Raw genomic sequence first — 17329 nt, 5'->3', positions numbered from 1 at the left:
AACCCCAGTGTGTTAAGCAAAAATTTCAATATAGCAATCTACAACGCCGCATCAGTTCAGGTAGGGGGACCAGGAAGGCTCTCGAACTTCGCCTTGAGCGGTAGGAAGAGGGAGCCTGACACGACCATTTACGGACGCTAACATCAAGACTCCCCGACCCTGCTGGCGGGTTGCGAAGATTATCATGGTGCCATTAGGCGCAACAGTGGGTGATTCATCCAAATTTGTGGATGAAAGTATCCGCACGTTTCCGCGCTGCAGGTCTTGAGCCGCTACTTTGAAGTTGGTGAAGCCCTCTTGGCGATGAATCATGACCAAGGTTTTCTCATCAGCGGACAATTTTGGGTTGGCGTTGTAGTTACCTACAAACGTTACACGTTCAACTGAACCACTATTGATATTGGTTTTATAGATCTGTGGCTTACCGCCACGATCCGATGTGAAGTAGATGGTTTGACCATCTTTACCCCAGAACGGTTCGGTATCAATACCAAACTGATTAGTCACGCGACGCAGTGACTTGGAGGCCATGTCCATCACGTAGATTTCCGGGTTGCCGTCTTTAGACAAAACAAACGCCAGACGCTTGCCATCCGGAGACCAGGCTGGAGCGCCATTGAGGCCTTCAAAATTGGTGATCTGCTCGCGACGACCGGTATCAATATGCTGGACAAAGATGCGCGGACGACGCTGCTCGAACGATACGTAGGCAATACGCTTGCCGTCTGGCGCGAACGAAGGCGACAGGATTGGCTCACGCGATTGCAGCAGGGTTACAGCACGAGAGCCGTCATAGTCCGAACGCTGCAAGGTGTAGCGAGTGTTATCTACCGAGAAGCGCTCAGCCGTGACATAAAGCAAACGGGTAGAAAACGCACCTTTAACGCCAGTCAACTTCTCGTATGCCTGGTCGGAAATGTAGTGCGCCATGTCGCGCAGCTGATCAGTCGTACCGCCAACAGTACCGGTCATCACCTGCTGCTCAGTGGCCACGTTAAACAGTGCGTACTGCACCTGAATACGGCCACCAGCAGGCACCATGCTACCGACTAACACGTACTGCGCGTTAACCGCTTTCCAGTCGCGATAGATCACTTCGCTGGCCTGGGTCGGCTGGCTGATCATGTTCTGCCGAGGAATGGGTTCGAAAACACCCGAGTTGCGCAGGTCATTACCAACAATTTCGGCAATATCATCAGGCAGCACACTGCCGCCCTGCCAACCAAATGGCACTACGGCAATTGGCGTCGCACGGTCTGTACCGGTGCTAATGACCAGTGGATCAGCCGCCTGTACTGCGCCGACCATCATGGTCAAACCCAGTAGAACGATACGCATCAGGGTATTCACAGATCTAAATCCTCCGGTTTAAAGATGGCGCGACGTTTACGGTACTGACTGTCAAACGTTGCGCGATCGAGTTGTTGCATCTCAGTGATACGGCCGACGTTACGCACAGCTTGTACCGCTGAATTATCAAACGGTGCATCGCCACTTGAGCGCGACACACTGGCATTGGTGATGGTGCCATCAGGCAACATCTCTATGACCACCTCCACACTCATTCCATTACGTGCGGAAGGCGGACGACGCCATTGTTCACTGACTAGCTTAATGATCAGATCATCAAGATTGCCAGCCACGTTATCACCTACTTCATCTGCCAGTGCTTGCTGGTGGCCCACATCATCAGAGAGCAGCTCAGCCAAAGCAGCGGCTTTTTTATCTTCTACAGCTTTACGGCGCGCCTCTTCGGCGGCCTTTTTCTTCTTGGCATCATCCGCCGCCTTTTTCTTGGCGTCCTCTGCTGCCTTCTTTTTCTTGGCGTCTTCGGCCGCTTTCTTTTTCGCGTCCTCAGCGGCTTTTTTCTTGGCCGCATCATCGGCTGCTTTCTTTTTAGCAGCCTCATCAGCCTTCTTGGCGATATCAGCTTTTTTGGCTTGCTCTGCTTTTGCAGCTTCATCAGCTTTCTTGGCGACTTCGGCTTTTTGAGCCTCATCCGCTTTCTTTTGTTCCGCCGCCTTGGCCGCTGCTACCTTCTGTTCTTCAGCCTTTTTTTGCTCCAGTTGTTCAGCTTCATACTGCGGAGCGGCTGTTTTCTTCTTTTCACCGGCAATTTTCTGGTTGGTCTGCGTGGTCGCCTGACTCTGCGATTTAAGCTGATACAACGTCGCCTGAACTATCGGCTTGGCCGGTGGCAGATCGGGGGCAAAAGCAAAACTGACAAACAACATGCCGAACATCAACGTGTGCAGGGCTACTGCCCAGACAATCGGCCAGAAATAGTTTTCTGAGGTGGAGCGCTCACGTTGCTCGCGCATTACGGGGCCTCGGTAATCAGCCCGACGTTACCCACGTCAGCCTGCTGCAAACCACCCATGGCAGCCATCACCGTGCCGTAGTCGACCGATTTATCACCGCGTACAAACACTTGAACCTGTTTGCCCTGACGACGACTCTCATTGATGATCGCAGTCACCGCCTTGGTCATGCCGTCGAGCGATACCGATTGGTCTTGCACGGTGTCGGTGTCGACTTCTGTACCGATGTTCCAGTAATACGACTTATCCGCCTTGATCGAAATCGTCAGCACCTTTGAGTCGTTGTCTTGCGGCAAAGTCTGGGTGCTGACTTGCGGCAGATCGACCTTGACCCCTTGATTGAGCATTGGCGCAGTCACCATGAAGATAACCAGCAGCACCAACATCACGTCGATGTAAGGCACCACGTTCATCTCGGCGACCGGCTTGCGTCTGTTACGAATTCTGGCCATCGCTTAAAAACCTATCGAGTGAGCCAACAGCTAAACCAGCCCTTGGCAGAATACCGCGTCAGCGTTGAGAGTTGGCGTGCTCTGTGTACCCGCCTCACTCCTGGTAATCAGCTGACGCCCGCTATTAAATCAACTGGCGGTCAGTCTTCTGTTGTATGTACTTTACGGTGCAGGATTGCGTGGAATTCGTCGGCAAAGGTGTAGTAACGCGCAATAAACATCTCACCGCGCGAAGCAAAACGGTTATAGGCAATTACCGCCGGAATCGCGGCAAACAAGCCGATTGCGGTGGCGATCAACGCCTCGGCAATACCCGGAGCAACGGTTGCCAGTGTGGCTTGCTGAACCTGAGCCAAACCACGGAAGGAGTTCATGATGCCCCAAACGGTGCCGAACAGGCCGATGTAAGGACTGGTTGAACCCACGGTCGCAAGGAATGGCAGGCTGGCTTCAAGCTTCTCTTCTTCACGCGAGATTGCCACACGCATGGCACGGGCCACGCCGTCCATGACCGCATCAGGGTGAACATTTGGCTGCTGGCGCATGCGCGAAAACTCTTTGAAACCAGCGCGGAAGATCTGTTCCAAACCTGAATCCGGATCAGGATTGCTACCCGCCTGACGATACAGCTTGGACAAATCGATACCTGACCAAAAACGCTCCTCGAACGAGTCGAGCGAACGCTTGGCAGCGCGCAGCATGGTGGTGCGCTGGAAAATCATGATCCAGGAAGTGACCGATGCGGCCACCAAGGTCAACATTACCAACTGAACAACCAGGCTGGCATTGCTGATCAAACTCCACATAGACATGTGGTCAACGGCGTTGGCTTCCACGCTTACTCTCCTGCTGTAGATGTACCCGCGCCGCTCTGCTCAGCAAAGGCTGTGCGCAAAGCTTCGGGAATGGCCCGGGGTTTCAAATTGTCGGCGCGCACACAGGCCACCAAAAACTGCCCTTCACAGAGCAGCACATCATCCGTTGCCCGCCTGACTTGTTGACGAAACTTTAGACTGACACGGTTCAATTCAATTACTTGCGCACTTACTTTTAGCTCATCGTCGAGTTTCGCCGGTGCGTGGTAACGCGCTTCAGTCGAATGCACGACGAATAACAGGCCCTCACTTGCCAGCGTAGATTGGGAAAATCCCAGATATCTCAGCTGTTCGGTGCGAGCCCGTTCCATAAACTTGAGGTAATTGACGTAGTAGACGATACCGCCGGCATCAGTGTCTTCGTAATAAACCCGACAATGATAAGCGAACGGCTGAACTCCGTTTTGCGCGCGCATACTTTAGTGCTAGCTCCTAGTCTTGCCAATTGGGTAGAGCAAATATATTTTTTGGAACATCCCTGACCGTTCGCCAGTTATCTGGCCGACGGCTGGCATAGCTAAACAACCGAATCCCCGTCAACACTGAACAGATCTGCGGCTGGAAGTTCCCCCATGCGCTTCGGTACGTTGAGTCCAAAATGTAAATAAGCATGCCGTGTAACAACGCGCCCCCGCGGGGTCCGCATGATGTAGCCCTGCTGGATCAAATACGGCTCCAACACATCTTCAATGGTGTGGCGCTCTTCGCTGATCGCCGCCGCCAAGCTATCAATGCCTACCGGACCGCCGTCAAACTTCTCAATCATGGTCAACAGCAGGCGGCGGTCTTGATGGTCCAGGCCGCGCTCATCAACATCCAGCAGGTTAAGCGCCAAATCTGCAACCTGACGAGTGATATCACCATTACTGCGCACTTCGGCGAAATCACGCACCCGGCGCAACAAGCGGTTAGCAATGCGCGGCGTGCCGCGTGCCCGACGGGCAATCTCGAAAGCGCCCTGAGCCTCTATTGGCAAATTCAAAATCCCAGCAGACCGGGTGACGATAGTCGCCAGATCATCTGTGTTGTAAAACTCTAGACGCTGGACGATACCGAATCGGTCACGCAGCGGATTGGTCAGCATACCCGCACGCGTAGTCGCGCCGACCAAGGTAAAAGGCGGCAAATCCAGCTTGATCGAGCGCGCTGCCGGACCTTCACCAATCATGATATCGAGCTGAAAATCTTCCATCGCTGGATACAGCACTTCTTCGACAATGGGCGAAAGCCGGTGAATTTCATCGATAAACAGCACATCACCCGGCTCAAGATTGGTCAGCAGCGCGGCTAAATCGCCAGGCCGCTCAAGCACCGGACCCGAGGTGCTTTTGATCGACACACCCATCTCTTGAGAGATGATATTGGCCAGCGTGGTTTTACCCAGCCCCGGCGGACCGAATATCAAGGTATGGTCCAAGGATTCATTACGCCCTCTGGCCGCCTGGATAAACAGCTCCATCTGCTCACGCACGCTCGGCTGGCCGATATACTCGGCCAGCGTCAGCGGACGGATTGCACGATCGACCTGCTCATCGCGGTCGCGCGTGCTGGCAGTAATCAGGCGGTCAGCCTCTATCATTTAAACCATTCCTTTCAGAGCACGACGGATCAAATCTTCACTGCTCAAACCATCACCTTTAATCGCTGAAACCGCACGACTGGCTTCTTGCGGCTTGTAACCCAACGAAACCAATGCGCTCACCGCGTCATTCTCAGCACTTGGCACACCAACGCCGACAGTCGGCACCACCAGAGAAGTCATCCCCGGCTGGGTTTCCCAAGCCTTGAAGCGATCCTTCAACTCAACCAGCAAGCGTTCTGCGGTCTTTTTACCGACGCCCGGGATCTTCACCAGTGTCGAGGTATCTTGCGCCTGCACGCAGCGCACCAGCTCATCGATTTCCAGCCCAGACATCAATGCCAGCGCCAACTTGGGGCCTACACCATTAAGCCGGATCAGCTCGCGAAACAGCTCGCGTTCGCGTTTTTCAAAAAAACCATAGAGCAACTGCGCGTCTTCACGCACAACCAAATGCGTGTGCAGCGTCAGCGGCTCACCGACTGCTGGCAAACGGTACAACGTAGTCATGGGCACTTCCAACTCATAACCCAAGCCATTCACATCCAGAATCAAATGTGGCGGCTGCTTCTCCGCCAAGGTGCCACGCAAACGTCCGATCACCGCTAAATCCTTAAAAATTCAAACTACAAACGAAGACGTCCGCCGCGCCGTTTAGCACCGGCTAGACCATGAGGAATAAGGCTTTGCCGATGGTGCGCATGACACAAGGCAATGGCCAAGGCGTCCGAAGCGTCAATCTGTGGCTTTTTTACCAGTTTGAGCAAGTGCATGACCATCATTTGCACCTGTTCTTTATCCGCGCCACCTGTGCCAGTTATAGCCTGCTTAACCTGGGTTGCGGTGTATTCGGCAATATCCAAGCCAGCCTCGACACCTGCGACAATTGCCGCACCACGGGCTTGCCCCAATTTAAGCGCCGAGTCGGCATTGCGCGCCATAAACACCTGTTCAATCCCCATCGTTACCGGGCCATAGGTTTCGATAACCTCACGCACACCACGAAATACAATCTGCAGGCGCTCAGGCAGCGGGCCATTGCCTGTACGGATACAGCCAGAAGCGACGTATTCACACGTGCGCCCGGTGTCGCGCACTACGCCGTAACCGGTGATCCGTGAACCTGGGTCTATCCCTAGAATCAGTGTCATAACAGCAGGCTCTCTGGTAACAACAAAACGCCGATGAATTTAAAAGCCCGCAGGGTGTGAGAACGCGAAGCTTGCCCACCCTACCACTGCAAAGCGCTGACGAATTAAAAAAGCCGGGGCTAACCCGGCTTTTTTATTACCCCAACTGGGCCATGACCTCGTCAGGAATCTCAGCGTTTGAATGGACATTCTGCACATCGTCCAGATCTTCGAGCATATCGATCAGCTTAAGCACTTTCTGCGCAGTGTCGACATCCTCAAGCGCTGAGTAGGTAGACGGTAACATCACCACCTCCGACTCCTCGGCCTTGTAACCTGCCGCACTCAGGGCTTCGCTCACCGCAATGAAGTCGACAAACGCAGTAAATACATCAATCGACCCATCGTCGTTGGTGACGATATCATCAGCGCCCGCTTCAAGAGCGGCCTCCATCAGCGCCTCTTCATCCAAGCCTGGGGCAAAACTGATCTGCCCTTTGCGCTCGAACATATAGGCAACCGAACCGTCGGTACCGAGATTACCACCGCATTTGGTGAACGCATGGCGCACCTCGGCGGCAGTGCGGTTGCGATTGTCGGTCATGGCTTCAACGATGATTGCCACACCACTCGGCGCGTAACCCTCGTAGCTGAGTTCTTCAACTTTTTCGCCATCCGCCGAACCCACACCACGGGCAATGGCCCGATCAATGGTGTCGCGCGTCATGTTTGCGGTCAGGGCTTTATCAACCGCCAAACGCAGACGCGGGTTATCCGCCGGAATCCCACCGCCCTGACTTGCAGCAACTGTCAGCTCACGAATTAGTTTGGTAAATATCTTGCCGCGCTTGGCGTCTTGACGACCTTTGCGATGCTTGATGTTTGCCCACTTGGAATGACCCGCCATAACAACTCCGCTTTCTATTACTTATGGGCGCCCACTTAACGAGAGCGCCCAATGCTTATTACTCAGCCTTTGGCTGCTCGCGCAGGCGAATGTGCAATTCACGCAGCGCTTTGTTATCGACCAGACCCGGTGCTTGCGTCATCACGCAGGCAGCACTTTGAGTTTTCGGGAAGGCAATCACTTCACGGATCGACTGTGCGCCGGTCATCAGCATCACTAGACGATCAAGACCGAATGCCAGACCACCATGCGGCGGCGCACCGTACTTCAGTGCATCGAGCAGGAAGCCAAACTTCTCTTCCTGTTCAGCCGGCTCAATACCGAGCAGACGGAACACCGCTTGCTGCATTTCTTTACGGTGGATACGAATCGAACCACCACCCAACTCAGTACCGTTAAGCACCATGTCGTAAGCGCGCGACAGAGCGGTGGCCGGATTAGCCTCCAGCTCTTGCGGGCTGCACTTCGGTGCAGTGAACGGGTGATGCAAGGCGCTGAGGCTGCCGTCGTCGTTCTCTTCGAACATCGGGAAGTCGACCACCCACATTGGCGCCCACGCACAAGTCAGCAGATCCAGGTCGGTGCCCAGTTTCAGACGCAACGCACCCAGCGCTTCGCTGACGACTTTAGCCTTGTCAGCGCCGAAGAAGACGATATCGCCGTCAACCGCACCCACGCGATCAAGGATCACGTTGAGGTTTTCCAGCGGGATGTTTTTAACGATTGGCGACTGCAGACCCTCAACACCGCTGGCGCGGTCATTGACCTTGATGTACGCCAAACCGCGAGCACCGTAGATACCTACAAACTTGGTGTAGTCGTCGATCTGCTTACGCGGCATGCTCGCACCACCCGGAACGCGCAGCGCAGCAACGCGGCATTTCGGATCATTGGCTGGGCCGCTGAAGACCTTGAATTCAACGTCTTTGAGCTGGTCTTCAACATCAACCAGTTCCATTGGGTTACGCAGATCCGGCTTGTCCGAACCGTAGCGACGCATGGCTTCTGCAAAGGTCATGTGCGGGAACTCGCCGAATTCAACGTCGAGCACCTCTTTAAACAACTGGCGCACCATCTTCTCGGTGATGCCCATGATGTCTTTTTCATCGAGGAAGCTGGTCTCGATGTCAATCTGGGTGAACTCTGGCTGGCGGTCTGCACGCAAGTCTTCGTCGCGGAAGCACTTGGCGATCTGGTAGTAACGATCAAAACCAGCAACCATCAACAACTGCTTGAACAGCTGTGGCGACTGCGGCAATGCGAAGAAGCTGCCTGGATGGGTACGGCTAGGCACCAAGTAATCGCGCGCGCCCTCGGGAGTGGCTCGGGTCAGGATCGGCGTTTCAACATCAAGAAAGCCGTTTTCGTCGAGATAACGACGAATGCTGGTGGTGATGCTGGAACGCAGCTTCAGCTTGGCCGCCATTTCTGGACGACGCAGGTCGATAAAGCGGTAGCGCAAGCGCGTTTCTTCGCCGACATCGGAGTATTCGTTGAGCGGGAATGGCGGCGTTTCGGCTTCATTGAGCACTTCAAGCTCATAGCCAAGCACTTCAATCGCGCCGGAGGCCATGTTCGAGTTGCCCGCACCCGCTGGACGCAAGCGCACCTTACCGGTGATCTTGACCACAAATTCGCTGCGCACTTTGTCGGCTACAGCAAAGGTTTCAGCACGATCAGGGTCAAACACTACCTGAGCCAAGCCTTCACGATCACGAATATCGAGGAAGATAACCCCGCCGTGGTCACGGCGACGGTGAACCCAGCCGCAAAGGGTAATTTCCTGACCGTCCAGGCTCTCGTTCAACTGGCCGCAATAGTGGCTGCGCATCATGGTAGTAATCGCTTCTCTTGAGTCTTGAATTCGTATGGCTGCACGTTCGAACGCCTAGCGTGCGACTTGCAGCATTTAGCTTCAGGCAAATCTGGCCTTATAGATGTATGCACTAATTTGTGTTGATCACACACAAGATACAACACGCAATCGCTCTGCACTGAGCTTGAGCAGCGCAAAACACCGGCATAAATCTCGGCAAAGCGCGAGATTATATATGGTTAAGCCGCTACATGCAGCCGCCCCACTGCGGCTATTCGATCACAGACCGGACGGCGGGCGCTTAACCAGCAAGTAAATCAGCAATCTTCTCCCCTCAATCGCGAGGGCCATAACCCGCTCGTGCGCGACATTTATTGAACCAAACTGCTCTAGATAGGCTCAACCAATGACACCCATTGAGACAATCATAGGCAGAATGCCATACTGCCAATGTTAGAATTTGCCCATTACGGGGCACATCACCTCACGCCCAACCTGAGAGGATAAATGGTATGGAAATCAACATCGGAATCGCCGAACAGGATCGCGCAGCAATCGCCGAAGGGCTTTCTCGCCTGCTGGCAGACACTTACACCCTCTACTTGAAAACCCACAATTTCCACTGGAATGTCACCGGCCCGATGTTCAATACCCTGCACCTGATGTTTGAAGGTCAGTACACCGAGCTGGCAGTAGCGGTTGACGATATTGCTGAACGCATCCGTGCCATTGGTTTCCCTGCGCCGGGCACTTACGCGGCTTACGCTCGCCTTTCCTCTATTAAAGAGGAAGAAGATATTCCTAACGCTCAGGACATGATCAAACTACTGGTCCAAGGTCAGGAAGCCGTAACTCGAACTGCACGTGGAATTTTTCCGCTGCTGGAAAAGGTTAACGATGAGCCAACAGCTGACCTGCTGACTCAGCGCATGCAAGTCCACGAGAAGACTGCCTGGATGCTGCGCAGCCTGCTCGCCGCCGAATAAAGTTTCGCATGGCATTGCCACAAGGCCCGACATGTTCGGGCTTTGTTATTACGATCCAAATTATTTATCACCCACAAAAGCGGTGAGAGAACAGCACCAGCATTGAGTCGCCCTGCCCTTTACTGTTAAATACGCCTCCGTGCTAGCAACTCCACTTTTTGGCTTTTTTAGCACGCCTGCCTGCTTACGCTATCCACGCCTTTCACATCTACGGCAACGCATAGGCAGCCAGTTTTCCTAGCGATTCGTTAAATTAAGTGAGCTCATTGAACATGTTGAAAATCGTCCACCTACTAACGGGCCTAGCAGCCCTGCTTCTATCTTTTGTGCCCAGCCTTACAAATAACGCCCCGGCATTCCTGCAACACGCCGATGCGCTATGCCTTGCCTTGTTTGGCCTGCTTAACCTCATCCTCGCACCACAACTGCCGATCTGGCATGCCGGGCAGCGCAGTTATCTGCAAAATCTGGTCTCTGTACTTTTATTGACGGCAAGTGTGCTGCAAGCCTTGGTTTTACTTGCGCCACTGCCAACCATCGCAAATCTGCCAGCAATACTCTTTAGCCTGCTGGTGTTGGCTGTCGGCGTATTGCTGCACCTGTGCATCAACCTGCGCTTGGCATCACGTCAATCCATCTCTACACCGACTGACGCCAACCGCGAAAATGGTACGGTCAAGTGGTTCAATACATCCAAGGGGTTTGGTTTTATTTCCCGCGACTCCGGCGATGACATTTTTGTCCACTTCCGGGCAATTCGTGGTGAAGGCCACCGCGTATTGGTCGAAGGCCAGCGTGTCGAATTTTCAGTGATGCAACGCGACAAAGGCCTGCAAGCTGAAGATGTAATTGCTGCACCGCCCGCACGGCGCTAATCAGCTAAATACAAAAAAACCCGCATCTAGCGGGTTTTTTTGTGGGTATTGTTCAGCGATCAATAATGGGGCGGAGGCGCCTCATCCTCAGAAATCTCAATTTGTCCGGTTAACTCTTCCTGACGCTTAGCCAGCCCTGCAACCTGCAGCTGCAGATGGTCGATACGCTTTTGCTGCTCGACCAACACATCATTAAGCGATTGGATGGTGTCATCCTGAAATGCCAGACGCGTCTCAAGCTCAACAACCCGCCCTTCAATCTCCTTACTCATACCTGCGCCCCGCTAAAGCCTTGAAGTTGCGCCGACTGCAAACACTGACGGAGGCTGTCGATTTCGGCCTCGGAATAAGCCAGGGCTGGAGCCTTGCCCCAGACAGGCGCAGGCCAAGCAGCATCTGAGGTGCGCCGCACGACCACATGCATATGAAGCTGGGGAACCATGTTACCCAGGGTCGCAATATTGATTTTATCCGCGGCAAACTCATCCTTCAAGAACGCGGCTAGCTGCGCGGTCTCCTGCCAAAGCAAAAGCTGGTCTGCCGCTTCCAGATCAAACACCTCGCTCACCCCGTCACGCCGTGGCACCAGAATAAACCATGGGTAGTTGGCATCATTCATTAACAGCAGACGACACAGAGCAAAATCGCCGATGACCCGCGTATCGTTGTGCAGACGTGAATCCAACACGAACATAAATGACCTCACAACAATGATAGTAATAAAATTGTAATCAAGCAGCCGTACCCTGCCGCCAACGCTTCAAGGATACGCGCCGAAAGGCTGCACATAAACGCTTAGGAATGCATCAGAACGCTAGCGTAAGACATGTGCACCAAGACATCGCACAGATAATCCCAAACGGTCATTTGAATGCACCACTTTGTTCCCTTCGGTAATGAATAGCCGCTCAAAAGCAGTTCAGGGCAATCCCCAGACAAACACTGGGCAAAGCGAAGATACAAAATTGAAACAGCGTCTCAAGCATTGAAATTCCAAGAAAAAATGCTTGTGAGGCCCGCAAAGACTAGCTATAACATGGCCCAGATCGCCCAGCCGCCAACAAGAGCGGACCAAATGATCAAGGAATTTAGCAAAGACTGCGTTTTGAGCACGACTTTTGCTTAGTGCTACAACAATGCTCGGAATGTGGTGATGCAAACCCGCAAACCAAGCTTAATAAGTGAATAATTACAAGATCCGTTGGCGTTATTTTAGGACACAAGTGAAACCTACAAATTTGCGACATGTTCCATCGGTATTTGCGACATCACTGAGAAGAACTAGCAACAAGCAGGTGGCAACTATCGCCAATATTGGCGGCGTGTTATAAGTTATCGTCGACACAAAAAGAAAGAGCCGTCCATACAATAATTAATTGGGCAGCACAACTCTTCTAAAAACCAAAGGAGCAGTCACGATGCAAGTGATGAAGTGGAGCGTAATGGCCCTGGCAGTAGCCGCGGCAGGTAGCACTCAAATGGCTTTCGCCTCTAGCCAATCCGAATCTAACGGTTTTCTCGAAGACAGCAGCTTCGACATCCACAACCGTATTCTGTACATGAACCGTGACTTCCGTAGCGGCAACCCTGCAAGCCGTAGCGCTCAAAGCTATCGCGAAGAAACTGGCTGGGGCCTGCGCACCCTGTTCGAATCGGGCTTCACCCAGGGCACCATCGGTGTTGGCTTTGACGCCTTCACTCTGAGCAGCCTGAAGCTGGATGGCGGCAGTGGTCACGGCGGCAATGGCCTGTTTGACGTTGATAGCGAAGGCGACTTCGAAAAAACTCAGTCCCAAGCTGGCGGCGCGGTCAAGTTCCGTGTTTCCAACACTGGCCTGAAATACGGCGACCAGTTTGTTAGCAGCCCAGTATTCAGCACTGACGACAGCCGTATCCTGCCTGAATCTGCAACCGGTACCTACCTGGTCAGCAACGAAATCGAAGGCCTGGAACTGAGCGCTGGTCGCTTCACTGCAATAAGCAGCCAAGTTTCGACAGACCGTGACACTTTCGGCCTGAAGTCAGCAAATATCTTCGGCGCAAACTACAGCTTCACTGATAACCTCAGCGCTGGCGTGCACTACTCCGACGTTGAAGATCACTTCAAGAAAACCTATCTGAACGTCAACTACAACCTGCCAATCGCTGAAGATCAAAGCTTAAACTTTGACCTGAACGGCTACCACACCAAGGGTGATGGCGCAGAGCTTTCAGGCGAAGCTGACAACGATATCTGGAGCTTGGCAGCCGCTTACAACATCGGCGCGCACACCTTCACTGTTGGTCACCAGCGCTCTTCCGGTGATGCTGGCTACGTCTACGGCGTAGACGGTGGCGGTACCGTCTACCTGGCGAACTCGGTTCAATACTCCGACTTCAACGGCAAAGACGAAACCTCTTGGCAGGCTCGTTACGACATCAATATGGCCACCTACGGCGTACCAGGTCTGAGCTTCATGACCCGCTACATCGTTGGCGACAACATTGACGTTGGCACAGGTACTGACGCTCAAGAGCGCGAGATCGACATTGAAGCCAAATACGTGATTCAGGACGGTGCTGCTAAAGACCTCTCACTCCGCGTACGTAGCGCTTTCTACCGCAACAGCAACAGCTACGCCGATACAAACGGTGGCGATCTGAACGACCTTCGTCTGATCGTAGACTACCCGCTGGACGTGCTGTAATCCTCGGTTAGTTGATAAGCGTTATAAAAACCCGGCTTAGGCCGGGTTTTTTTATCGCTTTAATTAAATATCGCCTAGCAATATATAAAGTACTAGCGTCTCAAATGGGTAACGCATATGTTCCTGTCACATGCGCAACCAACTCATCTTCATTGCCTGCTGAATACAACGCGACTTCGCACACCGCTTGACGCCGACTTAAGCGCAATATTTTTGCTTGTGCTAATAAGTCGACCGCCTTTGGCTTAACCAGGAAATTAATATTCAAGTTTGAAGTCACCGCCATCTCAACTCGACCTAATCGGCCTAGCACCACCGCATACATCGCTGCATCTGCCAGCGCCATAATGGTTGGCCCCGAAATAGTGCCTCCGGGACGCACCAACCTTGCGCAGAAGGGTACGCGCGCCAAAACACCCTCTGCATCAAGTCGATCAATGGTCAGTTGCATCTCTTCTGCTTGCGGCAATCCGGACCAGATAAGTGCTTGAACTTGCTCCGCGGTTAGTCCCGACATCCTAATCTCCTCTTATTGTGCGTAGCTGCATCCTATACGTCTCCGTGCAGGCACCGTACAATGCCGGTCAATTTAATGCCCTTGCAACAGACAGAACGGTCAACTATGCGTACCAGTCAGTTCCTGCTCGCCACACAAAAAGAAACCCCATCCGATGCCGTTGTCGTCAGCCATCAGTTGATGCTGCGCGCCGGAATGATCCGCAAACTTGCCTCAGGCCTCTACACTTGGCTACCGATGGGCCTGCGCACCTTGCGCAAGGTTGAACGCGTAGTCCGCGAGGAAATGGACGCCGCAGGCGCACTCGAAGTGCTAATGCCGGGCATCCAACCCGCCGAGCTATGGCAAGAATCTGGTCGCTGGGAACAGTACGGCCCAGAACTGCTGCGCATGAAAGACCGTCATGGTCGTGATTTTTGCGCGGGCCCGACGCACGAAGAAGTCATCACCGATATGGCGCGCAATGAGCTGAACAGCTACAAGCAGCTGCCAATCAACATGTACCAAATCCAGACCAAGTTCCGTGACGAAATCCGTCCACGTTTTGGTTTGATGCGCGGCCGTGAGTTCATCATGAAGGACGCCTACTCCTTTCATGCGAGCCCGGAGTCCCTGCAAGAAACCTACGACCGCATGCATCAGGCGTACTGCAACATATTCAGTCGTCTTGGCCTTGATTTCCGCCCAGTGCAGGCAGACACCGGCTCAATTGGCGGCACTGATTCACACGAGTTCCACGTACTGGCTGAGTCTGGCGAAGATGATATTGCGTTCAGCGACGCATCTGATTACGCAGCCAATATCGAAAAAGCCGAAGCAGTACCGCGCGAAACACAGCGCGGCGCGGCAAGTGAAGAGCTGCGCTTGGTCGATACACCAAACACCAAGACTATCAACGACCTGGTGACTGGCTTTAACTTGCCAATCGAAAAGACCATCAAAACCTTGGTGGCGCACGGCAGCGAAGAAGGCACTCTGGTTGCCCTGATTATTCGTGGCGACCACGAGCTAAACGAAATCAAAGCAGGCAACCTTGAACAAGTTGCCAGCCCACTGGTTTTCGCCACAGAAGATGAAATCCGCAGCGCCGTTGGCGCAGGTCCAGGCTCACTCGGCCCGGTGAATATGCCAATCACCTGCATTATCGACCGCTCAGTAGCGATGATGAGCGACTTTGCAGCTGGCGCGAATATCGAAGAGAAGCACTACTTCGGCGTTAACTGGGAGCGCGATTTGCCGCTGCCAGAGGTTGCCGACCTGCGCAATGTTGTCGAGGGCGACCCAAGCCCAGATGGCCAAGGCACATTGGTGATCAAGCGCGGTATCGAGGTGGGTCACATCTTCCAGCTCGGCACCAAGTACAGCGAAGCAATGAACTGCCAGGTGCTCGGTGAAAATGGCAAGCCTGTAACCCTGAGCATGGGTTGCTACGGGATCGGCGTATCACGCGTTGTCGCAGCTGCAATTGAGCAGAACTCAGACGAGCGCGGGATTATCTGGAATGACGCCCTCGCGCCTTTCCAAATCGCCCTTGTGCCGCTGCGTTACGAAACCGAGGTTGTTCGCGAAGCAACCGACAAGCTCTATGCTGAACTAACCGCTGCAGGTTACGAAGTATTGCTTGATGACCGTGACAAAAAGACCAGTCCGGGCATCAAATTCGCAGACATGGAACTGATAGGTATCCCGCATCGCATCGTGGTCAGTGACCGCGGCCTTGCTGAAGGCAACCTGGAATACAAGAGCAGGGTCGAAACTGACGCTCAAGCCGTTCCAGCAGCTGACATCCTGTCGTTTATCAAAGCACGTATCAGCCGCTGATTTCAGCCAATAGCAAGAGCAATCATGTTCAATAGAAGTACCCTACGCCTTGGCGGCGCCGCAATTTGCGGCGCCGTTTTTCTGAGCGGCTGCGCCAACCAACTCCCTCAACGCAGTGAGCATGAGGAGCGCATTGAGCGCAAATTACTCGACTACAGCTTGCAGATAGATGCGGGTCAGCCCAGTGTGCTTGAACTGCCGCAGCGCCGTGTCCGGATCAATGAGCAGAAGACATTTGAAGTCACCGCCTTCGAAGTCACGCGTAAATACGACCGCTACACGCCCTACCAGCCGTGGCGCGAGTTATACGAGATACCGCTCGGCGCGGTAGCAGTGGTCGCAGGCGTAGGTGCAAACATATTGAACGTGGTATTGCTGGGCAGCTTGCCGGATACGGCCACCAAAGGCTGGATCAACTATGGTTTTGCCGGGCTAAACCCGTTTATGAACGTGCAATCCAACGGACGCTCACAACAAAATTTGGCAAGTATTGACGAACAGCGTCAGGATGCACGCTTGGAATATTCAAGCCTGCCTTGGTCGGAGCGGCCGGTGTCAGTCAAAGCTGGCGATCAGCAACATGAACTATCAACCGATCGCAGCGGCATTCTGCGCATCAATCTGCTCGACAGCCCATTTGCCGAACAGGACATCAGTCGCGTCAGTGCCCTGCAAATACATGTTGAGGACCCGGACGGCGAAGCTCGAGCAGATACATCCCTGATGGTCAGCCGCACGTTGCGTGGCAAGCTCAACGAAGCACGCAAACTCATTTACGATGATCTTGAAGGCGATGACACCAGCCAGTGGGTACATCGCGTCAAGCGGCTTTCCGAGCTGGGCCTCGAAGAGGAAGCCAGCGAGCTTGAGCAAAGTCTGATTGAGCTGACACGCAACGACCCCGAGCTGCAGGAAGCCTTTTTGCGCTCACTGACCAAAGACGCCGGACGCTTGGTCGCCGACCCCGGTCGCGACTAAACACACCCTTAACACGCTCGCCGATACCTGCTCAGCTTATACAGAGCAGGTAATCAGCACGTTGCTGACCGGATAGAGCGTTTAACGCTCTGTTCAGCGAATTATAAAGCCGGCAATACCTTGAACGCCTTGCTCGGTCAGCTCAACAGTCTCGACCTTGGCGCTTTTAGGGCCCTGTGCAAGCCATTTCCGCATCACCTCGATGGCTTGCCTTTCACCCTCGCACATCACCTCAACACGACCGTCAGGCAGGTTTCTCACCCAGCCATCAATACCCAACTGCTCAGCTTGCTCGGCTGTAGTTTGACGAAAGCTGACACCTTGAACGCGACCACGAATATAACCGTGCAGACTGATTCTAGTTTGGAGTTCATTGCTCATAACG

Annotated in this window: 19 protein-coding genes and 1 pseudogene; 6 read left to right on the top strand and 14 right to left on the bottom strand. The window is 53.5% G+C overall.

What is annotated here, in order from left to right:
- Positions 1-51: 51 nt before the first annotated feature.
- The 10 genes from tolB to aspS all read right to left on the bottom strand — a co-directional run bounded on the left by tolB (position 52) and on the right by aspS (position 9098).
- Positions 52-1350, bottom strand: a complete 1299-nt coding sequence (tolB, locus tag B9K09_RS07545) for a Tol-Pal system beta propeller repeat protein TolB (RefSeq protein WP_087516228.1) — start codon at positions 1348-1350, stop codon at positions 52-54.
- A complete protein-coding gene (gene tolA / locus B9K09_RS07540; protein WP_087516227.1) occupies positions 1347-2321 on the bottom strand; it encodes a cell envelope integrity protein TolA in 975 nt (324 codons plus the stop codon). The genes tolB and tolA overlap by 4 nt, the downstream gene beginning before the upstream one ends.
- Positions 2321-2773 carry a protein TolR gene (gene tolR, locus B9K09_RS07535; protein ID WP_087516226.1) on the bottom strand — a complete coding sequence of 151 codons (453 nt, stop codon included), beginning with the start codon at positions 2771-2773 and terminating at the stop codon, positions 2321-2323. Before tolR ends, tolA begins: the two co-directional genes overlap by 1 nt.
- Before the next feature lie 140 nt (positions 2774-2913).
- Positions 2914-3609 (bottom strand): protein TolQ, encoded by a 696-nt coding sequence (tolQ, locus tag B9K09_RS07530; protein WP_087516225.1) that lies wholly within the window; start codon positions 3607-3609, stop codon positions 2914-2916.
- Between the two features lie 2 nt (positions 3610-3611).
- Positions 3612-4064, bottom strand: a complete 453-nt coding sequence (gene ybgC / locus B9K09_RS07525; RefSeq protein ID WP_087516224.1) for a tol-pal system-associated acyl-CoA thioesterase — start codon at positions 4062-4064, stop codon at positions 3612-3614.
- 101 nt (positions 4065-4165) lie between these two features.
- On the bottom strand, positions 4166-5227 hold the full coding sequence (ruvB, locus tag B9K09_RS07520) for a Holliday junction branch migration DNA helicase RuvB (RefSeq protein ID WP_087516223.1): 1062 nt from the start codon (positions 5225-5227) through the stop codon (positions 4166-4168).
- A complete protein-coding gene (gene ruvA, locus B9K09_RS07515) occupies positions 5228-5830 on the bottom strand; it encodes a Holliday junction branch migration protein RuvA (RefSeq protein ID WP_087516222.1) in 603 nt (200 codons plus the stop codon).
- A gap of 23 nt (positions 5831-5853) precedes the next feature.
- On the bottom strand, positions 5854-6378 hold the full coding sequence (ruvC, locus tag B9K09_RS07510; protein ID WP_087516221.1) for a crossover junction endodeoxyribonuclease RuvC: 525 nt from the start codon (positions 6376-6378) through the stop codon (positions 5854-5856).
- A gap of 136 nt (positions 6379-6514) precedes the next feature.
- Positions 6515-7264: a YebC/PmpR family DNA-binding transcriptional regulator gene (locus B9K09_RS07505; protein ID WP_087516220.1), complete on the bottom strand. Its 750-nt coding sequence runs from the start codon at positions 7262-7264 to the stop codon at positions 6515-6517.
- 58 nt (positions 7265-7322) lie between these two features.
- On the bottom strand, positions 7323-9098 hold the full coding sequence (gene aspS / locus B9K09_RS07500) for an aspartate--tRNA ligase (RefSeq protein WP_087516219.1): 1776 nt from the start codon (positions 9096-9098) through the stop codon (positions 7323-7325).
- 494 nt (positions 9099-9592) lie between these two features.
- Here aspS and B9K09_RS07495 point away from each other — a divergent pair, with 494 nt between their 5' ends.
- The 3 genes and pseudogenes from B9K09_RS07495 (at position 9593) to B9K09_RS22670 (ending at position 10941) form a co-directional block, all read left to right on the top strand.
- A complete protein-coding gene (locus B9K09_RS07495; RefSeq protein WP_087516218.1) occupies positions 9593-10066 on the top strand; it encodes a Dps family protein in 474 nt (157 codons plus the stop codon).
- A gap of 272 nt (positions 10067-10338) precedes the next feature.
- Positions 10339-10659, top strand: a pseudogene (locus B9K09_RS22890) (cold shock domain-containing protein membrane protein); the annotation flags it as partial.
- A gap of 42 nt (positions 10660-10701) precedes the next feature.
- Positions 10702-10941 (top strand): cold-shock protein, encoded by a 240-nt coding sequence (locus tag B9K09_RS22670; protein ID WP_177408709.1) that lies wholly within the window; start codon positions 10702-10704, stop codon positions 10939-10941.
- 59 nt (positions 10942-11000) lie between these two features.
- On the opposite strand, the gene B9K09_RS07485 is transcribed toward B9K09_RS22670, so the two are convergent.
- Positions 11001-11213: a SlyX family protein gene (locus B9K09_RS07485; protein WP_087516216.1), complete on the bottom strand. Its 213-nt coding sequence runs from the start codon at positions 11211-11213 to the stop codon at positions 11001-11003.
- The gene (locus tag B9K09_RS07480; protein WP_087516215.1) at positions 11210-11635 is read right to left on the bottom strand and encodes an HIT domain-containing protein; all 426 of its coding nucleotides are present in this window, start codon (positions 11633-11635) and stop codon (positions 11210-11212) included. Before B9K09_RS07480 ends, B9K09_RS07485 begins: the two co-directional genes overlap by 4 nt.
- Positions 11636-12359: 724 nt before the next feature.
- Between B9K09_RS07480 and B9K09_RS07475 the strand changes: the two genes are divergently transcribed.
- On the top strand, positions 12360-13628 hold the full coding sequence (locus B9K09_RS07475; protein WP_087516214.1) for an OprD family porin: 1269 nt from the start codon (positions 12360-12362) through the stop codon (positions 13626-13628).
- Between the two features lie 100 nt (positions 13629-13728).
- On the opposite strand, the gene B9K09_RS07470 is transcribed toward B9K09_RS07475, so the two are convergent.
- A complete protein-coding gene (locus B9K09_RS07470) occupies positions 13729-14145 on the bottom strand; it encodes a PaaI family thioesterase (RefSeq protein WP_087516213.1) in 417 nt (138 codons plus the stop codon).
- Between the two features lie 105 nt (positions 14146-14250).
- Here B9K09_RS07470 and B9K09_RS07465 point away from each other — a divergent pair, with 105 nt between their 5' ends.
- Both B9K09_RS07465 and B9K09_RS07460 read left to right on the top strand, forming a co-directional pair.
- A complete protein-coding gene (locus B9K09_RS07465) occupies positions 14251-15966 on the top strand; it encodes a proline--tRNA ligase (RefSeq protein WP_087516212.1) in 1716 nt (571 codons plus the stop codon).
- Between the two features lie 24 nt (positions 15967-15990).
- The gene (locus tag B9K09_RS07460) at positions 15991-16944 is read left to right on the top strand and encodes a hypothetical protein (RefSeq protein WP_087516211.1); all 954 of its coding nucleotides are present in this window, start codon (positions 15991-15993) and stop codon (positions 16942-16944) included.
- A gap of 93 nt (positions 16945-17037) precedes the next feature.
- Here the strand turns inward: B9K09_RS07460 and B9K09_RS07455 are convergent, their stop codons facing one another.
- Positions 17038-17325, bottom strand: a complete 288-nt coding sequence (locus tag B9K09_RS07455) for an acylphosphatase (RefSeq protein WP_087516210.1) — start codon at positions 17323-17325, stop codon at positions 17038-17040.
- Positions 17326-17329: the final 4 nt, after the last annotated feature.

Origin of the sequence: Pseudomonas sp. M30-35 (assembly GCF_002163625.1) — a bacterium.
GTDB lineage: Bacteria > Pseudomonadota > Gammaproteobacteria > Pseudomonadales > Pseudomonadaceae > Aquipseudomonas.
This window is presented reverse-complemented; position numbering and strand designations above follow the sequence as displayed.

Coding starts and splice junctions, on each gene's coding strand:
- tolA (WP_087516227.1), bottom strand. CDS start 2,321: ATGCGCGAGCAACGTGAGCGCTCCACCTCAGAAAACTATTTCTGGCCG.
- tolR (WP_087516226.1), bottom strand. CDS start 2,773: ATGGCCAGAATTCGTAACAGACGCAAGCCGGTCGCCGAGATGAACGTG.
- ybgC (WP_087516224.1), bottom strand. CDS start 4,064: ATGCGCGCGCAAAACGGAGTTCAGCCGTTCGCTTATCATTGTCGGGTT.
- ruvB (WP_087516223.1), bottom strand. CDS start 5,227: ATGATAGAGGCTGACCGCCTGATTACTGCCAGCACGCGCGACCGCGAT.
- ruvC (WP_087516221.1), bottom strand. CDS start 6,378: ATGACACTGATTCTAGGGATAGACCCAGGTTCACGGATCACCGGTTAC.
- B9K09_RS07505 (WP_087516220.1), bottom strand. CDS start 7,264: ATGGCGGGTCATTCCAAGTGGGCAAACATCAAGCATCGCAAAGGTCGT.
- aspS (WP_087516219.1), bottom strand. CDS start 9,098: ATGATGCGCAGCCACTATTGCGGCCAGTTGAACGAGAGCCTGGACGGT.
- B9K09_RS07495 (WP_087516218.1), top strand. CDS start 9,593: ATGGAAATCAACATCGGAATCGCCGAACAGGATCGCGCAGCAATCGCC.
- B9K09_RS07485 (WP_087516216.1), bottom strand. CDS start 11,213: ATGAGTAAGGAGATTGAAGGGCGGGTTGTTGAGCTTGAGACGCGTCTG.
- B9K09_RS07480 (WP_087516215.1), bottom strand. CDS start 11,635: ATGTTCGTGTTGGATTCACGTCTGCACAACGATACGCGGGTCATCGGC.
- B9K09_RS07475 (WP_087516214.1), top strand. CDS start 12,360: ATGCAAGTGATGAAGTGGAGCGTAATGGCCCTGGCAGTAGCCGCGGCA.
- B9K09_RS07470 (WP_087516213.1), bottom strand. CDS start 14,145: ATGTCGGGACTAACCGCGGAGCAAGTTCAAGCACTTATCTGGTCCGGA.
- B9K09_RS07465 (WP_087516212.1), top strand. CDS start 14,251: ATGCGTACCAGTCAGTTCCTGCTCGCCACACAAAAAGAAACCCCATCC.
- B9K09_RS07460 (WP_087516211.1), top strand. CDS start 15,991: ATGTTCAATAGAAGTACCCTACGCCTTGGCGGCGCCGCAATTTGCGGC.
- B9K09_RS07455 (WP_087516210.1), bottom strand. CDS start 17,325: ATGAGCAATGAACTCCAAACTAGAATCAGTCTGCACGGTTATATTCGT.